This window comes from Methylobacterium fujisawaense (genome assembly GCF_039619325.1).
Lineage (GTDB): Bacteria > Pseudomonadota > Alphaproteobacteria > Rhizobiales > Beijerinckiaceae > Methylobacterium > Methylobacterium fujisawaense.
Genome location: NZ_CP155000.1, coordinates 1,411,610 through 1,431,459, shown reverse-complemented (window position 1 = coordinate 1,431,459; position 19,850 = coordinate 1,411,610). Strand labels below are relative to the sequence as shown.

Annotated in this window: 17 protein-coding genes; 9 read left to right on the top strand and 8 right to left on the bottom strand. The window is 69.2% G+C overall.

The window, feature by feature from the left end; all coding sequences use genetic code 11:
- Position 1: 1 nt before the first annotated feature.
- Positions 2-466: a DUF2147 domain-containing protein gene (locus tag ABC766_RS06840; protein WP_043347075.1), complete on the bottom strand. Its 465-nt coding sequence runs from the start codon at positions 464-466 to the stop codon at positions 2-4.
- Between the two features lie 268 nt (positions 467-734).
- Here ABC766_RS06840 and ndk point away from each other — a divergent pair, with 268 nt between their 5' ends.
- Both ndk and ABC766_RS06830 read left to right on the top strand, forming a co-directional pair.
- Complete coding sequence (gene ndk, locus ABC766_RS06835; protein ID WP_043073092.1) at positions 735-1,157, top strand: nucleoside-diphosphate kinase; 423 nt, start codon at positions 735-737, stop codon at positions 1,155-1,157.
- 168 nt (positions 1,158-1,325) lie between these two features.
- Positions 1,326-1,691 (top strand): hypothetical protein, encoded by a 366-nt coding sequence (locus ABC766_RS06830; RefSeq protein ID WP_043383689.1) that lies wholly within the window; start codon positions 1,326-1,328, stop codon positions 1,689-1,691.
- Between the two features lie 131 nt (positions 1,692-1,822).
- Here the strand turns inward: ABC766_RS06830 and purN are convergent, their stop codons facing one another.
- Together purN and purM are read right to left on the bottom strand one after the other, a co-directional pair.
- Positions 1,823-2,473, bottom strand: coding sequence for a phosphoribosylglycinamide formyltransferase (purN, locus tag ABC766_RS06825; RefSeq protein ID WP_179698186.1), 651 nt, complete (start codon positions 2,471-2,473; stop codon positions 1,823-1,825).
- A complete protein-coding gene (gene purM, locus ABC766_RS06820) occupies positions 2,473-3,552 on the bottom strand; it encodes a phosphoribosylformylglycinamidine cyclo-ligase (RefSeq protein ID WP_278306576.1) in 1,080 nt (359 codons plus the stop codon). Before purM ends, purN begins: the two co-directional genes overlap by 1 nt.
- A 139-nt stretch (positions 3,553-3,691) precedes the next feature.
- On the opposite strand from purM, the gene ABC766_RS06815 reads away from it, so the two are divergent.
- The 5 genes from ABC766_RS06815 to ABC766_RS06795 all read left to right on the top strand — a co-directional run bounded on the left by ABC766_RS06815 (position 3,692) and on the right by ABC766_RS06795 (position 12,647).
- Complete coding sequence (locus ABC766_RS06815; protein ID WP_345821587.1) at positions 3,692-4,816, top strand: AI-2E family transporter; 1,125 nt, start codon at positions 3,692-3,694, stop codon at positions 4,814-4,816.
- Positions 4,817-4,829: 13 nt separating this feature from the next.
- Entirely contained in the window at positions 4,830-5,540 is a 711-nt protein-coding gene (locus ABC766_RS06810; RefSeq protein ID WP_345821586.1) for a hypothetical protein, read from the top strand.
- 105 nt (positions 5,541-5,645) lie between these two features.
- The gene (locus tag ABC766_RS06805; protein ID WP_043383697.1) at positions 5,646-8,024 is read left to right on the top strand and encodes an RNA degradosome polyphosphate kinase; all 2,379 of its coding nucleotides are present in this window, start codon (positions 5,646-5,648) and stop codon (positions 8,022-8,024) included.
- An 82-nt stretch (positions 8,025-8,106) separates the two neighbouring features.
- Positions 8,107-9,660: an exopolyphosphatase gene (gene ppx / locus ABC766_RS06800; protein WP_043383698.1), complete on the top strand. Its 1,554-nt coding sequence runs from the start codon at positions 8,107-8,109 to the stop codon at positions 9,658-9,660.
- A 470-nt stretch (positions 9,661-10,130) separates the two neighbouring features.
- Positions 10,131-12,647 carry a methyl-accepting chemotaxis protein gene (locus ABC766_RS06795; RefSeq protein ID WP_345821585.1) on the top strand — a complete coding sequence of 839 codons (2,517 nt, stop codon included), beginning with the start codon at positions 10,131-10,133 and terminating at the stop codon, positions 12,645-12,647.
- Positions 12,648-12,757: 110 nt separating this feature from the next.
- Here the strand turns inward: ABC766_RS06795 and ABC766_RS06790 are convergent, their stop codons facing one another.
- Positions 12,758-14,200: an acetamidase/formamidase family protein gene (locus ABC766_RS06790; protein WP_043350875.1), complete on the bottom strand. Its 1,443-nt coding sequence runs from the start codon at positions 14,198-14,200 to the stop codon at positions 12,758-12,760.
- Between the two features lie 82 nt (positions 14,201-14,282).
- Positions 14,283-16,613 (bottom strand): NADP-dependent malic enzyme, encoded by a 2,331-nt coding sequence (locus ABC766_RS06785; protein ID WP_043383701.1) that lies wholly within the window; start codon positions 16,611-16,613, stop codon positions 14,283-14,285.
- A gap of 78 nt (positions 16,614-16,691) precedes the next feature.
- Between ABC766_RS06785 and ABC766_RS06780 the strand changes: the two genes are divergently transcribed.
- On the top strand, positions 16,692-17,342 hold the full coding sequence (locus ABC766_RS06780; RefSeq protein WP_345822691.1) for a CatB-related O-acetyltransferase: 651 nt from the start codon (positions 16,692-16,694) through the stop codon (positions 17,340-17,342).
- Complete coding sequence (locus tag ABC766_RS06775; protein WP_043353490.1) at positions 17,339-17,590, top strand: DUF3297 family protein; 252 nt, start codon at positions 17,339-17,341, stop codon at positions 17,588-17,590. Before ABC766_RS06780 ends, ABC766_RS06775 begins: the two co-directional genes overlap by 4 nt.
- On the opposite strand, the gene ABC766_RS06770 is transcribed toward ABC766_RS06775, so the two are convergent.
- Genes ABC766_RS06770 through ABC766_RS06760 form a run of 3 tightly spaced genes read right to left on the bottom strand, consistent with a single transcriptional unit; the run spans position 17,587 to position 19,834 of the window.
- The gene (locus ABC766_RS06770) at positions 17,587-17,892 is read right to left on the bottom strand and encodes a type II toxin-antitoxin system HicA family toxin (protein ID WP_345821582.1); all 306 of its coding nucleotides are present in this window, start codon (positions 17,890-17,892) and stop codon (positions 17,587-17,589) included. The genes ABC766_RS06775 and ABC766_RS06770 overlap by 4 nt on opposite strands.
- On the bottom strand, positions 17,889-18,965 hold the full coding sequence (locus tag ABC766_RS06765) for an acyltransferase (protein ID WP_345821581.1): 1,077 nt from the start codon (positions 18,963-18,965) through the stop codon (positions 17,889-17,891). Before ABC766_RS06765 ends, ABC766_RS06770 begins: the two co-directional genes overlap by 4 nt.
- Positions 18,962-19,834 carry a glycosyltransferase family 2 protein gene (locus ABC766_RS06760; RefSeq protein ID WP_345821580.1) on the bottom strand — a complete coding sequence of 291 codons (873 nt, stop codon included), beginning with the start codon at positions 19,832-19,834 and terminating at the stop codon, positions 18,962-18,964. The genes ABC766_RS06765 and ABC766_RS06760 overlap by 4 nt, the downstream gene beginning before the upstream one ends.
- Positions 19,835-19,850 lie beyond the last annotated feature (16 nt).

Genomic DNA, 19,850 nt, shown 5'->3' with positions numbered 1-19,850 from the left:
CTCAGTTCTTGTTCGCCGCCTGCTGGTTCACGTCCGGCACGCGGGTCCAGGTCTGGGATCCGCACAGGATCTTGAGCATGCAGCCCGAGACGTTGAGTTCGGCCTCGCTCTCGCGCTCCAGGCTGACCGTATAGATCTTGCCTTCTTCGATGTTGTAGAGTTCGCCGGTGTATTTCTCGTCGTCCGGCTTGAGGCCTTCGATGAGCTGCAGGCCGATCACCGGCCGCGCGCGCTTCTTCGGGTCGGGATTCTTCAGATCGGTGCGGGGAGCGCCGTTGTCGAAGGTCGGCGTCTTGAGCCAGACGACCTTGCCGCAGACGAGCTTCTGACCGGGCCCGCAGCGATCGATCCGGATCTTGGCGCGGCCGTCGCCGGTGAGCCAGGTGCCGGACGGATCCTTCGCGGTGTCGGCGGCGGCGGCGGTGAGGCCGGCGAGAAGCAGGCTGGCGCTGAGAGCGAGTCGCATGGTTCGTCTCCGGGATTGGGGCGTCGCGGACGCCCGAGGGGTGGACGAAGTCGGTTGGTGCGCGACTAGGCCGTCGCAATCGGGCGATTTTTCGGCCGTGTTGCGGCAGAGCCACGGCTGCGCTTGGACCGGCCGGTTCCGGGACGCCGCTTGAGGCACGGGGGGGCGCCCGCTATAAGCCCGGCGCCGAAGCGAAATTTTCGCTGCCGCGGCGCGTCCGGCCTCCCGGCGTGCCGCAAACCTTTTCCACAGACAGACCGGACGCACCATGGCCACCGAGCGCACCTTCTCGATCCTGAAGCCCGACGCGACGCGGCGGAACCTGACCGGCGCGGTCAACGCCGTGATCGAGGAGGCGGGCCTCCGCATCGTCGGCCAGCGTCGCATCCGCATGACCAAGGAGCAGGCCGAGAAGTTCTACGAGGTGCACAAGGAGCGCCCGTTCTTCGGCGAGCTCGTGACCTTCATGACCTCCGGCCCGGTGGTGGTCCAGGTTCTCGAGGGCGAGAACGCGGTGGCCAAATACCGTGAGGTGATGGGCGCGACCAATCCGGCCCAGGCCGCCGAGGGCACGATCCGCAAGAAGTTCGCCGAGTCCGTGGGCGAGAACACCGTGCACGGGTCCGACAGCGCCGAGAACGCCAAGATCGAGATCGCGCAGTTCTTCAAGGATTCCGATATCGCCGCCTGAGGCGACGGGCGGTGGCGGGTTGGGCACACCGACCCGCCATCGTCACGCACCGCACCCGGCGGCATCGGGAATGCCGCCGGGTGTGACCGGGCCGTCCTTGACGGGACGGAGCCCGGAAGCGTCCAACAGCCGAGCTTAGCCAACCTCAGCCCTCGGACGACCCCGACCATGACGATGCGCCGCCTGCCCCTGCTGATCGCGACCGGCCTGTTCGCCCTCGGCGCGACCGCCGCCCTCGCGGGCGGATCCTCGGCCCCCTTCCAGCAGTACGAGCCGGATCCGGCCCTTAAGACCGCCAGCAAGGCCAATCTCGAAGGCCGCGTGCGCCACGCCTGCACGATCGTCCAGGCCCGCATGACCAGCGCCCCCGAGGCGTCCCTGGAGCGCCCCTGCGGCTGCTACGCCAAGCAGACCCTGCGCAGCCTCGACGCCGCCGAGATCGAGGCCTACCGGACCACGGGCTACTTCAACGATTCCGCCCGCGCGAAGGCCCTCTCGGCGCTGGACAGCTGCAAGCTGCAGCGCCCCGTCTGAGGACGCAGACAGGGCTGCTTCGGTAGACGTCGCCTCTGCGAGCGCAGCGAAGCAGCCCAGCGCATCGGAACGTCGGCGAGCGGGCGATGCCGGATCGCCGAGCTCCGCTCGCAGGGACGATGGGCCGCCCGCTAAAGGCTGAACAGAACGCCGTCGGGCGCCTCGTCGGCGATCACCACGCGGTCGCCGTCCAGGCGGGCGCGGCCGCCGGCCACCAGGGCGAGCACGGCCGGGTAGAGACGGCGCTCCTGCACGATCACCCGGTCGGCGAGGCTGTCGGGATCGTCGTCCTGGCGGACCGGGATCGCGGCTTGAGCGACGATCGGACCCGCATCCAGCTCCGGCACGACGAAATGCACGGTGCAGCCGTGCAGGCGCACGCCGGCGTCGAGCGCCTGCCGGTGCGTGTGCGTGCCCTTGAACAGGGGCAGGAGCGACGGGTGGATGTTGAGCATCCGGCCGGCCCAGGACGCCACGAAATCCGTCGTCAGGATCCGCATGAAGCCCGCGAGGCACACGAGGTCGACCTCGGCCCCCCGCAGGGCGGCGTCGAGGGCGGCATCGAAGCCGGCGCGGTCGGCGAAGGCCTTGTGGTCGATGGCCTGCGTCGGGATGCCCGCCTCCGCCGCGCGGGCGAGGCCGGCGGCCTCCGGGCGGTTCGACACGACGAGCACGATCTCGGCCGGGAAGGCGGGATCCTGCGCCGCCTCCAGCAGCGCGACCATGTTCGAGCCGCGCCCCGAGATGAGGATGGCGACGCGGGTCTTGCGGGCGGTCGCCATCAGAGGGCGAGGTTTCCGCTGAAGGTCACGGGCTCGGAGCCGCGCGCCGTGATCCGGCCGAGGCGCACGGGCGTCTCGCCGGCCCGGGTCAGGGCCTCGTCGACGTCGTCCACCGCGTCGGCAGCGGCGATCACCACCATGCCGATTCCGCAATTGAAGGTGCGCAGCATCTCCGCCTCGGCGACGCCGCCCTCGCGGGCGAGCCAGCCGAAGACCGGGGGCGGGGTGACCGCGTCGAGGTCGATGGCGATGCCGACATCGTCCGGCAGGACGCGGGGCAGGTTGTCCGGGAAGCCACCCCCCGTGATGTGAGCGAGCGCCCGGATCCCGTCCGTGGCGCCGAGCGCCGCCAGCAGGGGCTTCACGTAGATCCGGGTCGGCTCCAGCAGCGCCTCGCCGAGGCTGCGCCCGGGGGCGAACGGGGCCGGCGCGTCCCAGCCGAGGCCGCTTTTCGCGACGATCCGGCGGACCAGCGAGAAGCCGTTGGAATGCACCCCGGAGGAGGGGAGGCCGAGCACAACGTCGCCGGGCCGGATCCCCGGACGCGGCAGAAGCGTGCCGCGCTCGGCGGCTCCCACCGAGAAGCCCGCGAGGTCGTAGTCGGATCCATCGTAGAGGCCCGGCATCTCGGCGGTCTCGCCGCCGATCAGCGCGCAGCCCGCCTGCCGGCAGCCTTCGGCGATGCCGCGCACGATGTCGGCGCCGACGCCCGGGACCAGCTTGCCGGTGGCGTAGTAGTCGAGGAAGAACAGCGGCTCGGCGCCCTGGACGATGATGTCGTTCACGCACATCGCCACGAGATCGATGCCGATCGTGTCGTGGCGCCCGGTCTCGATGGCGATCTTGACCTTGGTGCCGACGCCGTCATTGGCCGCCACCAGGATCGGATCGCGGAAGCCCGCAGCCTTCAGGTCGAACAGGCCGCCGAAGCCCCCGATCTCGGCGTCGGCGCCCGGGCGCCGGGTCGAGCGCACCAGCGGCTTGATCGTCTCGACCATGGCGTTACCGGCATCGATGTCGACGCCCGCCGCCGCGTAGGTGAGCCCCGTCTTCGGCTCGTTGCCGTCCTTGGCCGTCATGCCCGCGCCACCTCGTTCCAATCTGGCCCCGCTCTAGCGGCTTCGCGCGCGCCACGCGAGTCGGCTGCGGCGGCGCCTTGATCGGCACGCGCCGCATACCCACTCTGCCCGCGGGCGTGGTGTCTGGGGGAGCGTCGACGTGCGCGCACGGGCTGTGATCGGGCTGGCCGCTGTGGTCGCTCTGGGATTGATCATCTACCTCCTCCGGGAAGTGATGCTGCCCTTCGTGGCCGGCATCACCCTGGCCTATCTCCTCGATCCCCTGGCCGACCGGCTGGAGCGCCTCGGCCTCGGCCGGCTGGCCGCGAGCCTGCTGATCCTGGCATTGTTCGTCGTCGTCCTCGTGGTGACGCTGCTGATCCTGATCCCGCTCACGGCCAATCAGGTCGTCGCCCTGGTCAATGCGCTGCCCGGAATGGTGTCGCGGCTCCAGGCCATCATCGCGGAGCGCTCCGGGTCTCTGCTGGAACGCGTCGGCGGCGCGAATGTCCTCACGGAGCTGCAATCCTCCGTCGGAACGCTGGCGACCCAGGCGGGGACGTGGCTCCTGGCCTTTCTGAAATCCCTCTGGTCGGGCAGCCAGGCCCTGATCTCGATCGCCTCGCTTCTGGTGGTGACGCCGGTCGTCGCGTTCTACATCCTGGTGGATTGGGACCGGATGGTCGCGGCCATCGACGGCTGGGTGCCGCCCCGGCACCGCGCGACGGTGCGCGACCTCGCGCGCCAGATCGACGGCGCCGTCACCGGCTATGTGCGCGGCCAGACCCTGGTCTGCCTCATCCTGGGCAGCTTCTACGCGATCGGCCTCTGGCTGGTCGGTCTCAACTTCGGCGTGCTGATCGGCCTGATCGCGGGGTTTCTCACCTTCATTCCCTATGTCGGCACGCTCACCGGCTTCCTGCTCTCCGTCGGCGTCGCCCTGGTCCAGTTCTGGCCATCCGGGGACTGGCTGTATCTCGGCCTGACCGTGGGCGTGTTCCTCGTCGGGCAGTTTCTCGAAGGCAACGTCATCTCGCCGAAGCTCGTCGGCGATTCCACCGGGCTTCACCCGGTCTGGCTGATGTTCGCCCTGCTCGCCTTCGGCACGCTGTTCGGCTTCGTCGGGCTGCTGCTCGCTGTCCCGATCGCGGCCTCCATCGGCGTGCTCGTCCGCTTCGCCCTGGCCCGCTATCTGGAGAGCCGCCTCTACCATGCCGGACAGCCGATCTTGATCGAGCACGACGGCAAAGACGCTGCGGCCTTGACCTCCACGGGCGAGGGGTGATCCTGGGCGACACATGCGCGAGAACGCACCACCCCGACAATTGGCCTTCGACCTGCCCCTCGACCCACGCTATGGGCGCGAGGATTTCCTCGTGGGACCGGCCAACGAGGCCGCCTACGCGCTGATCGAGGCTTGGCCGGACTGGCCGGACAGTGTGCTGGTCCTCACCGGTCCCTCGGGCAGCGGCAAGAGCCATCTCGCGGCGATCTGGGCAGAGTGCGCCCATGCCTGGACCCTCCCGGCCGCCGAGCTGGGGGCCGACGCGATCCAGCACCTCATCTCGAACGGCGCTCTGGTCATCGAGGATATCGACCGGACGGAACGGCTCGACGAAGCGGCGCTGTTCCATCTGCTCAACCGGGCGCGGGAGCGCGCCTGCCCGATCCTGCTGACGAGCGGCACCGGGATCGACGCCCTCGGCCTCGCCACGCCGGACCTGCGCTCGCGGCTCCGGCTGGCGCCGCGCATCGCCATCGAGGCGCCGGACGACGCCCTGCTGCGGGCGGTCCTGGTCAAGCTGTTCGTGGACCGGCAGCTGGTGGTCGATCTCGGGGTAATCGATTCGCTGGCCCTGCGCATCGACCGGTCGCTGGGCCGCGCCCGGGACGTCGTCGCCGAGCTCGACCGCGACGCCCTCGGGCGCGGACGCCGGATCAGCCGGCCGCTCGCGCTGGCCGTCCTGCGGCGCATGGGACTGGACGACGAGCCCGATCCGGCCGGCTGAACGCGGAATGCGGCGGCCGTCACGAAACTGTCGTGAAGGCCGCCGGTCTAGGGTGATACACGCTCCGCCGCCGCGAGGAGCGACGCGAAGAGACAGGGATCGGGGATGGAATCGACGCAGAAGCCCGTGGACCGCGACGCCGCCGACGAGGCAGCCGAGCCCCGTCGGCGCGCGGCGGCCAATCCGACGACGCGGCGCGCGCCCGCGACCCGGCGCACGCAGACAGACTCGATCGCCGCCGGGGCCGCACCGGCAGCCGCGGCCGACGCCAGTGACGAGTGGCCGGCAGCCGCGGCTCCGGCGGAGCCCGTTGCCGGCGCGGCCCGCGAGCCGGTGCTGGAGGCCGGTCGGTCCCTCCGCCACTCGCCGGAGCGCTTCGTGAACCGCGAGCTGTCCTGGCTGCAGTTCAACCGGCGCGTTCTGGAGGAGGCGTCCAACCCGAATCATCCGCTGCTGGAGCGCCTCCGCTTCCTGTCGATCTCGGCCAACAACCTCGACGAGTTCTTCATGGTCCGCGTGGCCGGCCTGATCGATCAGGTGCGGGCCGGGATCACGGTCCCGTCGCAGGACGGCCTGTCGCCGTCCGAGCAGCTGGCCCGGATCGGCGTGGAGGTCTCGCGCCTCGCCGCCGACCAGCAGGCCCGCTGGCGTGAACTACGCGCGGAGCTGCACGCCGCCGACATCGACATCGTCGAGCCCGCCGCCCTCTCGGCCGATCAGGCGGCGTGGCTGGAGGAGTATTTCCTCAACCACGTCTTCCCGGTCCTGACGCCGCTCGCGATCGATCCGGCCCACCCGTTCCCGTTCATCCCGAATCTCGGCACCACCATCGCGCTGATGCTGGTGCGTCCCAAGGACGGCCGGCTGCTGCGCGCCCTCATCCGCCTGCCCGGCGTGATCGATCGCTTCGTCCGCCTGCCGGTGAGCGACAGCGAGACCGCGGCGCGGCTGATCACGATCGAGCAGGTGATCGGGATGTTCACCGGGCGGCTCTTCCCGGGCTACCTCGTCAAGGGCAGCGGCGCATTCCGCGTCGTCCGCGATTCCGATCTGGAAATCGAGGAGGAGGCGGAGGACCTCGTCCTGCATTTCGAGACGGCCCTGAAGCAGCGGCGCCGGGGCGTCGTGATCCGGCTCGAGGTCGAGGCGGGCATGTCGGAGGATCTGCGCAGCTTCGTCGCCGACGAGCTGGAGATCGCCGCGGACGCGATCTTCATCGTGGAGGGCATGCTCGCCCTGAACGAGCTGTCCCAGGTGGTCGGGATCGACCGGCCTGACCTGAAGTTCAAGCCCTACAATCCCCGATTCCCGGAGCGCATCCGCGAGAGCGGCGGCGATGTCTTCGCGGCGATCCGCCAGAAGGATTTCATCGTCCACCACCCCTACGAATCCTTCGATTCGGTGGTGCAGTTCCTCGCGCAGGCCGCCCGTGACCCGAACGTGGTCGCGATCAAGCAGACGCTCTACCGGACCTCGTCCAACTCGCCGATCGTCGCGGCGCTCGCCGAAGCCGCGGAGCTGGGCAAGTCCGTCACCGCGCTGGTGGAACTGAAGGCGCGCTTCGACGAGGAAGCGAATATCCGCTGGGCGCGCAATCTTGAGAAGGCCGGCGCGCAGGTGGTCTTCGGCTTCGTGGAGCTGAAGACCCACGCCAAGCTGTCGCTGGTGGTCCGTCGGGAGGGCGACAAGCTGGTCACCTACTGCCACGTCGGCACCGGCAACTACCACCCGATCACCGCACGGGTCTACACGGACCTGTCCTTCTTCACGGCGGACCCCGCCATCGCGCGGGACGTGTCGCGCATCTTCAACTTCATCACCGGCTACGCCGAGCCCGCGGAGCTGGAGCGGATGGCGGTCTCGCCATTGACGCTGAAGAATCGCCTCCTCGAGCACATCGACGCGGAGGTCGCCCATGCGAAGGCGGGTCGCCCGGCGGCGATCTGGATCAAGTGCAACTCGCTGGTCGACAGCCAGATCATCGACGCGCTCTACGACGCCTCGGAAGCCGGGGTTCAGATCGACTGCGTGGTTCGCGGCATCTGCTGCCTGCGGCCCGGCATCCCGGGCCTGTCGGAGACGATCCGGGTGAAGTCGATCGTCGGGCGCTTCCTGGAGCACGGACGCATCTACGCCTTCGGCAACGGCGTCGGGCTGCCGCACCCGAAGGCCACGGTCTACATCTCCTCCGCCGACCTGATGAGCCGGAACCTCGACCGCCGCGTGGAGGCGCTGCTGCCGATCACCAATCCGACGGTGCATCAGCAGGTGCTCGATCAGATCATGCTGGCCAACCTGCTCGACAACCGTCAGAGCTGGCGCCTGCTGGCTTCGGGCGGCTGCGAGCGGATCCAGCCGGCCGATGGCGAGGAGCCGTTCAATGCCCACAAGTACTTCATGACCAACCCCAGCCTCTCGGGACGCGGCAAGGCCTCGAAGAAGTCGAGCCCGCGCGCCCTGAGCCGGCGCGCGCAGCGCAGCTGAGTTTCGCCGCGCAGCGACACTGGGCTAAACCTCCCGCACGGCGCGCCGGCAGGCGCACCGGGCTCATGAAGGACTCGGACGCTTGGGCAGCCCTCGTGCCAACCTCACCCTCGCGCATGATGCGGAGACGATCGGCAGCGCCGCGCATCAGCCGGTGGCAATCATCGATATCGGCTCCAATTCGGTGCGGCTCGTCGCCTATGACGGCCTGACGCGGGCACCGACGCCGCTCTACAACGAGAAAGTGCTGTGCGGTCTGGGCCGCAACGTCCTGACGACCGGTCGGCTGAACGAGGAGGCGGTGACCCGGGCGCTCGCCGCCCTCGCGCGGTTTCGTGTGCTGTGCGAGACGATGCGCGTGGGCCAAGTGTTCGTGCTCGCCACGGCGGCGGCCCGGGACGCCGAGAACGGTCCGGATTTCCTGCGCGCCGCGGAGGCGGCCTGCGGCCAGGAGATCCAGCTGCTCTCCGGACGGCGCGAGGCAGAATTGTCGGCGCTCGGCGTCGTCTCGGGCTTCCACGCGCCGAACGGGGTCGTGGGCGACATGGGCGGCGGCTCCCTCGAACTCGTGGACGTTCGCGGGACCGTGGTCGGTCAAGGGGTGACCATGCCCCTCGGCGGCCTTGCCCTCCAGGATCTGTCCGGCGGCTCGCTCAAGAAAGCATCCAAGATCGTGCGCGAGTATATGCGCAAGGCCGCGCCGCAGCTCGAGACCCTGCGCGGGCGGACCTTCTACGCGGTCGGCGGCACGTGGCGGGCGATCGCGCGACTTCACCAGGCGGCCCGCGGCTACCCCGTCCACGTGATGCATGGCTACGCGGTGGAGCCGAGCGACGAGCTGAGTTTCCTGCAGGTCGTCGAGCAGACGGATGTGGCGCTGCTGCAGGACGTCGACGCGATCTCGGAAGCACGGCGCCCGCTGCTCGCCTACGGCGCCGTCGTGTTGGAGGAGATCATCCGGGTCGGACGCCCGCGGGAGGTGGCGATCTCGGCATCGGGCGTCCGCGAGGGCCTGCTGTTCGAGCAGCTCGACCGCGACACCCGGCTGCTCGATCCGCTTCTGGCCTCGGCGTCGGAGTTCAATGTTCTCCGGGCGCGCTCGCCACGCCACGGGGAAGAGTTGATCGCCTGGACGGACCAGTTCGTCGCGACCCTCGACGGTCACGAGACCGCCGACGAGCGCCGTCTGCGCCATGCGGGCTGCCTGCTGTCGGATGTCGGCTGGCGGGCACATCCCGATTATCGCGACGAGCAGAGCATCGCGGTGATCCAGAACGCGGCGTTCGTCGGTGTCGACCATCCGGGGCGGGCCTATCTCGCCCTGGCGGTATCGCTGCGGCATACCGGGCTCGCCCCGGAAAAGGCGAACCCGATGCTCCGGAGTGTGGCCGGTCCGCGCCTGTTCGAGCGGGCCCGTCTGCTGGGCGCGTTGCTCCGCGTCGCCTTCCCGATCTCCGCCGGCATGGATGGCGCCCTCGGGCGGGCCCCGCTGGCCGTCGAAGACGGCCGCGTGGTGCTGCGGCTGCCCCATGCCTGGGAGGCCTTGAGCGGCGACCGCCTGTTGAACCGCGTTCGCGGTCTCGGACGCATCATCGGCCTCGACGGGCGCGTCGAGATTACGGGCGGATCCTTCTGATCCGGGCCGGGACCGGACGGAGCGACAGCGCACGTACGAGTCCGCCGCCGCGGGTCGGGTGAGCCACGCGGCGGATTCTTCGCCTTCGGGAATGCGGCGCGTCGCGTTCCTGCGCGCCCTCGTCGCGAACGCGCGATACGCCTCACCGCGACCCAGGCCTCGCAGGTAGCAGTTCCGAAGACAGGCAGACCGGCGCAGGCCGGTTCTCGGACGCGATGGGCATTCCCCCTTAGAACGAGCACGACACAGCGAAGCATTTCGCTAGATATCGCATCTCTTGAGATTCCATCTTTTCGTTTTCAATTTCGAATGGGTCAGAATTACTCATCATCCTGCTCATTAACAGTCGTTATTATCGATACGACTTCGTCAAACCAAGAATGATTCATTTTTAGCGCGTGCAATCGTTAGATTCTTCCGCTAAGAGGCTGGACTAAATTTCTCCCAGAACGATTTTGGAACAAATCGGCATGATTTTGCTCGGCAGATTTTCAATAAGAGCAATAATGCTCACGATCATAATTGTAATGGCCGTTATGCTGCTGGGCTATTCGGGAGACAATCTGGTCTCTGCGCACCTGACGGCGCAGCAGGCCCGGGAAGCCGTCAGTCTGTCCCGCGCGAGCCGGCACCTGCTCAAGACGATTCTTCCAGTACGGCTCGAACGGGGCTCCTCTCTTACCCTCGGCGGTGAGGACGTCGCCGACAATGACAGCCTCGCCGCCATCGCCACGAACCGCGAGGCGATGATCACAAACCTCAAGGTCGTCCTGGACCTGCTGCGGGACCAGAACGTGCCCGCCGTGACTGCAACGCTCAACCGTCTCCATGCGGCTCAGGAGGCCGTGAACGCGCTCCGTCCCCGCGTGGATGCCGCCCTGCGTCTCCCGAAGGCGCAGCGTGACCCGACGCTGCTGCCGATGGTCCTCACCGCCTTTCAGGACCTTCTCGACGCGCTGACGGCGACCACGGACGCCGTGGATGCGGCGATCCCGCGATCCGACGCGATCCTGCAGCGCTATCTCGTCCTCAAGCGGTCCGCCTGGACGACCCGCGTCGCGATCGGGAACGTCGCCCTGCGGGTCCAGACATCGTTGGCCGCCGGAACCTCTTGGTCGCTTCCCGAGACGGTGGCCGCGGCCGAGGAGCGGGCTCAGGTCCGGACGGCCTGGCTGAACACGAGCGAGGCTGCCGCCGACCTGTCGGAGACCGCGCGCGCGGCGTTCGAGAAGGCCAAGCACAACAATTTCGAGGGTGAGGCCGCCGCCGGGGCCAAAACGATCTTCGATGCCCTGAGCCAGCAGCGGCCCGCGCCCTACACGTTCCAGCAAGTGCGGCGACGGAACACCACCGAGCAGATGACCATCGTCAATCTCGCTGATTCGGCCCTGGACGAGATGGTCGCCCGCGCCGAGACCCTTTCGGACGTGGCGCGCCACGGTGTTCTGCGCAATGCCGCGGCCCTCCTGGCGGCCGCGCTGCTCGTCGTCCTGGGGCTCATTGCCCTGGTCGGCGGCGTGCTGCGGCCACTCCGGATCGTCGCCGGCGCGATGCGGTCGCTGACCGCCGGCGAAACGGCGGTCGATCTTCCCGTGGCCGCGTATCGGAACGAGTTCGCCCCGATCATGGCAGCCGTGCAAGCGTTCCGGGACAACCTGACCCGCACCCGCGAATTGGAGGTCGAGGCCGAGCGGGCGCGCCTGGATGCCGATGACCAGCGGCGGGAGAGCCTGCGCCAGATGGCCCAGCGCTTCGAGCAGGCGGTCGGCGGCATGATCGGCCAGGTCGGGACGTCAGCCTCCGCACTGCAGGTGACGGCGCAGACGATGACCGCGACCGCCACGCAGACGGCCGGACAATCGGCAACGGTCGCGGCCGCCGCCGAGCGGGCGTCCAAGAACGTCAACACCGTCGCGGTCGCCGCCGAGGAACTGGGTGCATCCGTGCAGGAGATCGGGCGTCAGGCCGATGGTTCGGCGGAGCTCGCGCAGGTGGCTGCGGCCGAGGCCGATCGGACCGCGGCGCGCGTGCGAGAGTTGAGCAGCGCCGTGGACAAAATCGGCGACGTCGTGGGGCTCATCTCATCGATCGCCGAGCAGACCAATCTGTTGGCCCTCAACGCCACGATCGAGGCCGCCCGCGCCGGCGCCGCCGGTCGGGGCTTCGCGGTCGTGGCCTCCGAGGTCAAGGCACTGGCTGAGCAGACGGCCAAGGCCACGGCGGAAATCTCCGGCCAGATCGCGGCGGTCCAGGCGTCCACCGGTCAGGCGGTCGAAGCCATCGGGGCGATTACCGCCCGGATCCAAGAGATCAACGGCGTGGCGACCTCGATCGCGGCGGCCGTGGAGGAGCAGGGCGCGGCGACCCAGGAGATCGTGCGCAACGTCGGGCAAGCCGCCGTCGGAACCGGGGAGGTCACCAGCAATATCACCGGCGTCGCTCAGGCGGCGGAGAGCACCGGACAGGCCGCGAGTCAGGTTCTCGATGCGGCCTCCGTCCTGTCGAATCAGTCCGAGCACCTGACCGCCGAGGTCGGACGATTCCTGGCCAGCGTCCGCGTGTCCTACGCCGTTTCGGCCGCGCAGGTCAGGCTGGTGCAAGACAGCTTCGCGAAGGTGCAATCGCTGGGCGACACCGCCTCGGACTTGTTCTACGGGCGCCTCTTTGAGACCGCCCCCCAGGTCCGCGCGCTCTTCCCGAACGATATGAACGCGCAGAAGCGGAAGCTGATGGCCATGCTGGCCCTGACGGTGGCGAACCTGGATAAGCCGGAAGCCCTGGTCGCGACGGTGCGCGACCTCGGGGATCGGCACGTCGGCTACGGCGCCCTGCAGGCTCATTACGAGCCCGTCGGCGCCGCGCTGCTGTGGACCCTGGAACAGGGTCTGGGCTCGGACTTCACGCCGGAGATCCGACAGGCATGGTCCGAGACCTATCGGGTCATCACCGGCCTGATGACCATGGCCGGAACCGCGAAGGCCGCATGAGCCGGTTTCCCTGCGCAGGCTCGATCGACATCGGCCTCTCCGCGCGCATGATCGCCCGGAGATGACCTGGAGAAGCGCGATGCCGTCCGTGATCGGGGCGTCGCCGCATCTCAGGCGACCCGATCGGAGAAGATCGCCTTCTTGACCACGGCGTGGACGCCCCAATTGCCGTCCACGACCTGCGTGATCCCGAAATCGACCGCCACCGACATCAGCGAGATGGCCTCGTCCTCGGTGAGCCCCTTCGCGTGCATCAGGAACTGGCGCATCTTCCGGAAGGCGTCGCGCATGGCGAGGTCGATGGAGGATTTCTGAAAGATCGCAGTCTGTGCGTCCGGGCCGAGATCGCGCAGGTAGTTCGGGTAGCTGAAGCCCGACAGCACCCAGTCTTCCCGGGTTTCGATCATCGGGAAATCGAGGGCTTCGAGCGGCGTTCCGGGCAGGTCGGCCTTCTTGTGCAGGATGAACTGAAAGGTGCCGGTGAGCGAGCACTCGATCGCGGTGCCGCACAATTCGGAATCGCCCTGGCTGGCATGGGGGTCCCCCACAGAGAACAGGGCGCCCGGCACCGCCACAGGAAAGTACAGCGTCGCGCCCTTGCCGATCCGCCAATTGTCGATGTTGCCGCCGGTATAGCTCGGCGGGATCGTGTTGACCCGGTCGGCCTCGGCCGGCGCGACGCCCATGGTGCCGAAGTGCGGACGGATCGGTACCCGGATGCCCTTGAGAACCTCGTAGGTTTTCTGCGTCTTGGAATGATCGACCGGCAGGCCGGGATAGTCGATGGTCGGGTGGGAGACGCCGAACGGATCGGTGACCCCGGGCCAGCGGAAGCTGTAGACCGCCCGGGCCCAGTCGCGCTCGCCGGTGGCGTCGACCTCGTAGATCGTGACGACCTCGCGCGGTTTATCGCCGGTGATCAGGTCGTTGTAATGATAGCCCCACCAGGCTGCCGCGTTGCTGCCGAAGGCGAGACCCTTGTATTTGGGATTGGCGCAGGGGCGGGGCGCCACGTCGAGGATCCGCACTTCCAACACGTCGCCGGGCTCGGCGCCGCGCATCGCCACCGGGCCGGTGCAGATATGAACGCCCTGACCGCCGCCGGGGCCGATCTTCGCGTCGAGGGCGCCGGCACCACGGGGCGAGACGCCCATCTTATCCTTGGTCCAGAGATAGACGCTCTCGGCGCCCGGATCGCCCTGGATCATCCGCTCGGCATCGTCGCTCGCCTGATGGGTGAGCGTCTCGATGGTGACGAAGTCCCCTGAGCCGATCTCGACCTTCGGCTTGAGGCTGCGGCTGAAGAAGCCCCAATGGACGGTCTCGGCATTCGCCGGCAGGTGATAATGCGCGGTGGCGGCGATCTTGGCCCCGCTCGCCTGGGCCAGGGCCGGGCTCACCAGCGAGGGGCCGCCGGCCGCGAAGGCCGCGGCGGCGCCGGTCGCCGCGAAGCTGCTCTTCAGGAACGCGCGCCGTTCCGGTTCCAGATCCCGCCGGAACCGGCGGCGATGCTCCTCGAAGGCGTGGCAGGTTGGATCGTCGCCCGCGCACATAGCGTCTTCTCCCGATGGTTTCGTAACCGCGGGAGCGGTAAGCAAATCGACGGCCACGCTCGCGGCCGTCGACCGGCGTTCCTCATTCGGAGATCATGCCGACGCCGCTCTCTTCGACCCTGGCCGAAACGGCCTCGTCCGCCTGAGCCTCGACGACGGCCGCAGCCGTGACGTTGACGATGCCGCGCGCGGTCACCGAGGGCGTCAGGATGTGGGCGGGCTTGGCCGGCCCGATCAGCAGGGGGCCGACCGGCAGGGCATCCGCCAGCACCTTGGCGAATTGGAACGCGATGTTGGCCGCGTCGAGATTCGGGAAGATCAGCACATTGGCCGCGCCCTTCAGCCGCGACCCTGGAAGCACGCGCTCCCGGACCATCTCGCTCAGCGCCGAATCCGCCTGCATCTCGCCGTCGACCTGAAGCTCCGGGTCGCGCCGCTGCAGGAGCGCGAGGGCGTCGCGCATCTTCATCGCGGAGGGCGAATCCGACTGGCCGAAATCGGAATGGCTCAGGAGCGCGATCTTCGGGGTCATCCCGAAGCGGCTGACATGGCTGGCGCAGGCCTGCGCCACGTCGGCGATCTCCTCGGCGGTGGGGTTCTGGCGGACATGGGTGTCGGCCAGGAAGTAGGCGCCGTTATGGGTCACCACGAGGCTCATCGCCGCGCATTGCTCCACGCCCGGCGCGAGCCCGATCACGTCGCGGATGATGCGCAGCCGGGTCTCGAACCGGCCCTCCAGGCCGCAGATCAGCGCGTCGGCCTCGCCCCGGCGCACCGCGATGGCGCCGATCACGGTGTTGTTGGTGCGCACCAGGGTGCGGGCCGCGTCCGGCGTGATGCCGCGCCGGCCCGCGACCTCGAGATAGGTCTGCACGTAGGCGCGGTAGCGGGGATCGTCCTCGGGATCGATCAGCTCGAAGTCGCGGCCGTGCTCGATCGACAGGCCGAAGCGCTTCAGCCGGGTCTCGACCACCCGCGGACGGCCGACCAGGATCGGCCGCGCGACCTTGTCCTCGACGATCGCCTGGACGGCGCGGAGCACCCGCTCGTCCTCACCCTCGGCGTAGATCACGCGCTTGGGCTCGACCTTCGCCTTCGAGAAGAGCGGCTTCATGATCAGGCCCGACCGGTGCACGAACCGGTCGAGGCTGTCGACATAGGCATCGAAATCCGCGAGCGGCCGGCCGGCCACGCCCGAATCCATCGCCGCCTTGGCGACCGCCGGGGCGATGCGCAGGATCAGCCGCGGGTCGAAGGGGCTCGGGATCAGGGATTTCGGCCCGAACGGCCGGGCCTCGCCGCCATAGGCGCGGGCGACCACGTCGGAGGTGGTCTCGTGGGCCAGACCCGCGATCGCCTTCACGGCGGCCTTCTTCATCTCCTCGTTGATCTTGTGGGCGCCGACATCCAGCGCGCCGCGGAAGATGTAGGGGAAGCAGAGGACGTTGTTGACCTGGTTCGGGAAATCCGACCGCCCGGTGCAGATCATCGCGTCCGGCCGCTCCTTCTCGGCCAGATCCGGCATGATTTCCGGATAGGGATTGGCGAGCGCCATGATCAGCGGCTTCTCGGCCATCTCCTTCAGGTATTCGGGCTTCAGCACGCCGCCGGCCGAGAGGCCGATGAACACGTCGGCACCCGGGATCACCTCGGCGAGCGTGCGCTTGTCGGTCTCCTGGGCGTAGATGTCCTTCCAGCGGTCCATCAGCTCCGGGCGGCCCTTGTAGACCACGCCCTTGATGTCGGTGACTGTGATGTTCTCGCGGGTCGCGCCGAGCGAGACGAGCAGGTTGAGGCAGGCCAGGGCCGCCGCGCCCGCGCCGGAGGTGACGATCCGGACGTCCGACAGGTTCTTGCCGGCGAGTTCCAGGCCGTTGAGGACGGCGGCTGCCACGATGATCGCGGTGCCGTGCTGGTCGTCGTGGAAGACCGGGATGTTCATCCGGGCCCGGCACTGCTCCTCGACCTCGAAGCACTCGGGGGCCTTGATGTCCTCGAGGTTGATGCCGCCGAAGGTCGGCTCGAGGGCACAGACCACATCGACGAGCTTGGACACGTCCTTCTGGTCGACCTCGATGTCGAAGACGTCGATGCCGGCGAATTTCTTGAACAGGACGGCCTTGCCCTCCATCACGGGCTTCGAGGCGAGCGGACCGATATCGCCCAGGCCCAGCACGGCCGTGCCGTTGGAGAGCACCGCCACGAGGTTCTGGCGGATCGTGAGTGTCGCGGCCTCCTGGGGATCGTCGTGGATCGCCATGCAGGCGGCGGCGACGCCCGGGGAATAGGCCAGGGCGAGGTCGCGCTGGTTGCCCAGCGGCTTGGTTGCCTGGATCTCCAGCTTCCCGGGCTTGGGCAGGCGGTGGTAGACGAGCGCCCCGGCCTTGAGGTCCTCGGACATGTTATCGGCCATCGCCCACGCTCCCGCTCACCTTTTTCACCGAGGACGACGCGGTCGCGCCTCGCACGGGCTCGCGTCTTGATCGGTCTGTTGCACCGGCTGCGCAGGGGGCGCAACCCGCACAACGAGACGCGGCTCCACCTCGCCAAACTGGCGAGGACCTATGGCTTCTCCATAGGCGCCTATTCGTATGGGCGTCCAAAAGTCCGCTTCCCGGAGAGCGGGCGGCGGCTGACGATCGGCCGGTATTGTTCCATCGCCGACAAGGTCGAGATCCTTCTCGGCGGCGACCACCGGCTCGACTGGGCGTCGACCTATCCGTTCGCGGCCATGCGCGGGCTGTTCCCGGATGCCCGGGCGCCCGAGGATTACCATGCCTCCCGGGGCGACGTGGTGATCGGGCACGATGTCTGGCTCGGGTCCGGCTGCATGATCCTGTCCGGCGTCACGGTCGGGCACGGGGCCGTGGTGGCGGCAAGGGCCGTCGTGACGCGCGACGTGCCGCCCTACGCCATCGTGGCGGGCAACCCGGCGCGGGTGGTGCGGCACCGGTTCGACGCGGCCACGGTGGCGGCGCTCGTGGCGGCGGCGTGGTGGGATCGGCCGCCCGACACGGTCACCCGGCTGGTGCCGCTGCTGCAGAGCGGCCGGATCGCGGATCTGCTCGCGGCGTTGCGCGTCAGCGCGGATTCCCGTACCGGCGGGGCCCAAATCGACGACGACCCGAGACCTGGACGATGACCGACACGCCTCCCGACCGCCTCGCCGCCAACCCCAACAGCCCGTTCTACGACGAGAAGGCGCTGGAGCGCGGAGTCGGTGTCCGATTCAAAGGGGTCGAGAAGACCAACGTCGAGGAATATTGCGTGAGCGAGGGCTGGGTCCGGCTCTCGGCCGGCAAGACCCTCGACCGGGCCGGCAACCCGATGACCGTGAAGCTGAAGGGTACGGTGGAGCCTTATTTCCGGGACCCGTCCGCGGAGGCCTAATCGCCCTTCCTGGCAAGAGCGCCCTGGAAGTTGCGCACGGCCTCTGCGACGAGAATCCGAAGTCGCTCCGGGGAGCGCGGTCCGTCGATGATGAGGCTTGCGAGAATATCGGTGCGGCGGGACCGTTGCTTGGCGGTGCGCGGGTGGTTCGACACGCGCAGGTGCCACGGGCCATCGGGCCGCTTCAGATACAGGCTGTCGCCGCGTTCGTTCCGGGCGACGACCGTGAAGCCGTTAGCCTCCAGCATCCGCGCCGCGAGGGCCAGCGCCTTCAGCGGCGAGAGCGGCCCGTCGGCGCTCACGATCCGGCGGGCTCGATCGTGCCGAGGCGACGCCGCCCCAGCGCCCGCACCTTGAGCGTCAGGGCCGGCCGCTCGATTCCGTACCAAGACACGGCGGCGACCGGTACGGTCAGGGCGAGGGCGGGGGCCAGCAATGCGGCTCCCGAGACGTCCGGCCACAGGGCATGCAGGCTCTGCTGGATCGGCCAGCCGTAGAGATAGATCCCGTAGGACAGGTCGGCCGGCGGATCGAACGGTCCACGCGCCAACGGGCCGAGGGCGAGCCAGACCACGCCGTAAGCCTCGGCCAGGAACAGCAGGGCCGGATAGGCCGGTGTCCGCGCGAGGACGAACGCGCCGAAGGCCAGGCAGGCGAGGGCGGCGGCCGAGACCCGCAGGCGGGCGCGCCACAGATAGAGCCCGGCCCCGGCCGCGAAGATCATCGGCAGGCGCAGTGCCGTCTCGGTGCCCTTGGGCAGGTCGAGGCCCCGCAGGGCGCCCATGACGACCAGCGCCAGCGCCAGGCCCACGACAATGATCAGGGCCGACCAGCGCCGCCGGAGCAGACCGCACAGGGCGGCGACGAGAACGCCGAGATAGCACAGCACCTCGTATTTCAGCGTCCAGACCGTTCCGAGGGGCGCCCGGTACGGGTTGCTCTCGAAGACGCCGGGGAGGGCGGCGTTGCTCTTGAAGGTCGTCAGCGTCCCACGGATGAACGACCACAGGCCGGGGTCGCCCAGATACGCGGAGACGGGCAGGCGGGTCATGGCCGCGCCGAGCCCCAGCGATACGACCAGCGTCGCCGCCACGAGTCCCGGCAGGATCCGCAGGGTCCGGGCGATGGCGTAGTCGCGGATGCCGCGGCGGTCGCAGCTCATGGTGACGAGGAAACCCGACACGGCGAAGAAGCCGTTCACCGCGTGCTCCCCGAGCGTGTAGCCGGTCAGACGGGCGAGAGGCTCGTCGCCGGCCGCGCCGGTCGCGACGCTGAACGCGTGGGACACGACGACCGCCAGGGCCAGCATCAGCCGCAGGCCGGTGAAGCCGTTGCGCTGGGCTTCGAGTGCGGCCGCGATCGTCGAGGCGCTCATTCGGTCAGGCCCTCTTGGGCCAGGGCGTCGCGGCCGCGCAGGAAGGCGAGGGCGCCCGCGGCCGAGCCGCCATAGCGCTCCATGCCCGACCGGCGCAGAACCAGCGCCGACAGCAGCGCCTTCGGGACGTTGGTCATCAGGGTGGCGCGGCTCGGGTCGGGAAGGCCGTACTTGCGGCTGACATAGGCGCGCGACCACGCCTGATGCCAGCGCGATCGGAACACGCGGCCCGGCTCCGGCGCCGAGGACCGGCCGCGACCGTGCAGCGCTTCGGCACCGTGGACGTGGATCAGCGCTCGGCCGCGATCGGCGACGCGCCGGCAGAGATCATCGTCCTCGTAGAACAGGAAGATGTTCTCGTCGAAGCCGCCGAGATGCAGGAACAGGGCGCGCGGCATCATCAGGCAGGCCCCGGAGAGGAACGGTGCGCAGGCATCGCCCTGGGGCAGTGCGGGCCGGCCGCCGGGATTGGCGAGATAGGGCGCCAGCAGCGAGCGTGCCTGGAAGAAGAAGCGCCCATCGGATTCGACGAGGCGCGGGGCCAGAAGGCCCGCATCGGGCCACATCCGGGCGGCCTCCAGCAGGGCATCCACCGCCCCCGGACGCAGGACCACGTCCGGGTTGACGATCAGGATGTGCTCCGCCGTCTCGGCGGCCCGGACGCCCCGGTTGTTGGCGCGGCCGTAGCCCTCGTTGCGGGCGTTGCGGATCACTTGCGCGCCGGCGGCTTCCGCGACCGCCGCGGAGGCGTCGCGGCTGGCATTGTCGACCACGATCGCCGGGACGTGCTGACCGGCGAGCGCGGCGAGGCAGCCGGGCAGCACCGCGGCGCTGTCGTGGGCGACGACGATCGCGACGAGGCTCGGCACCGCGCGGCCGGTCCGC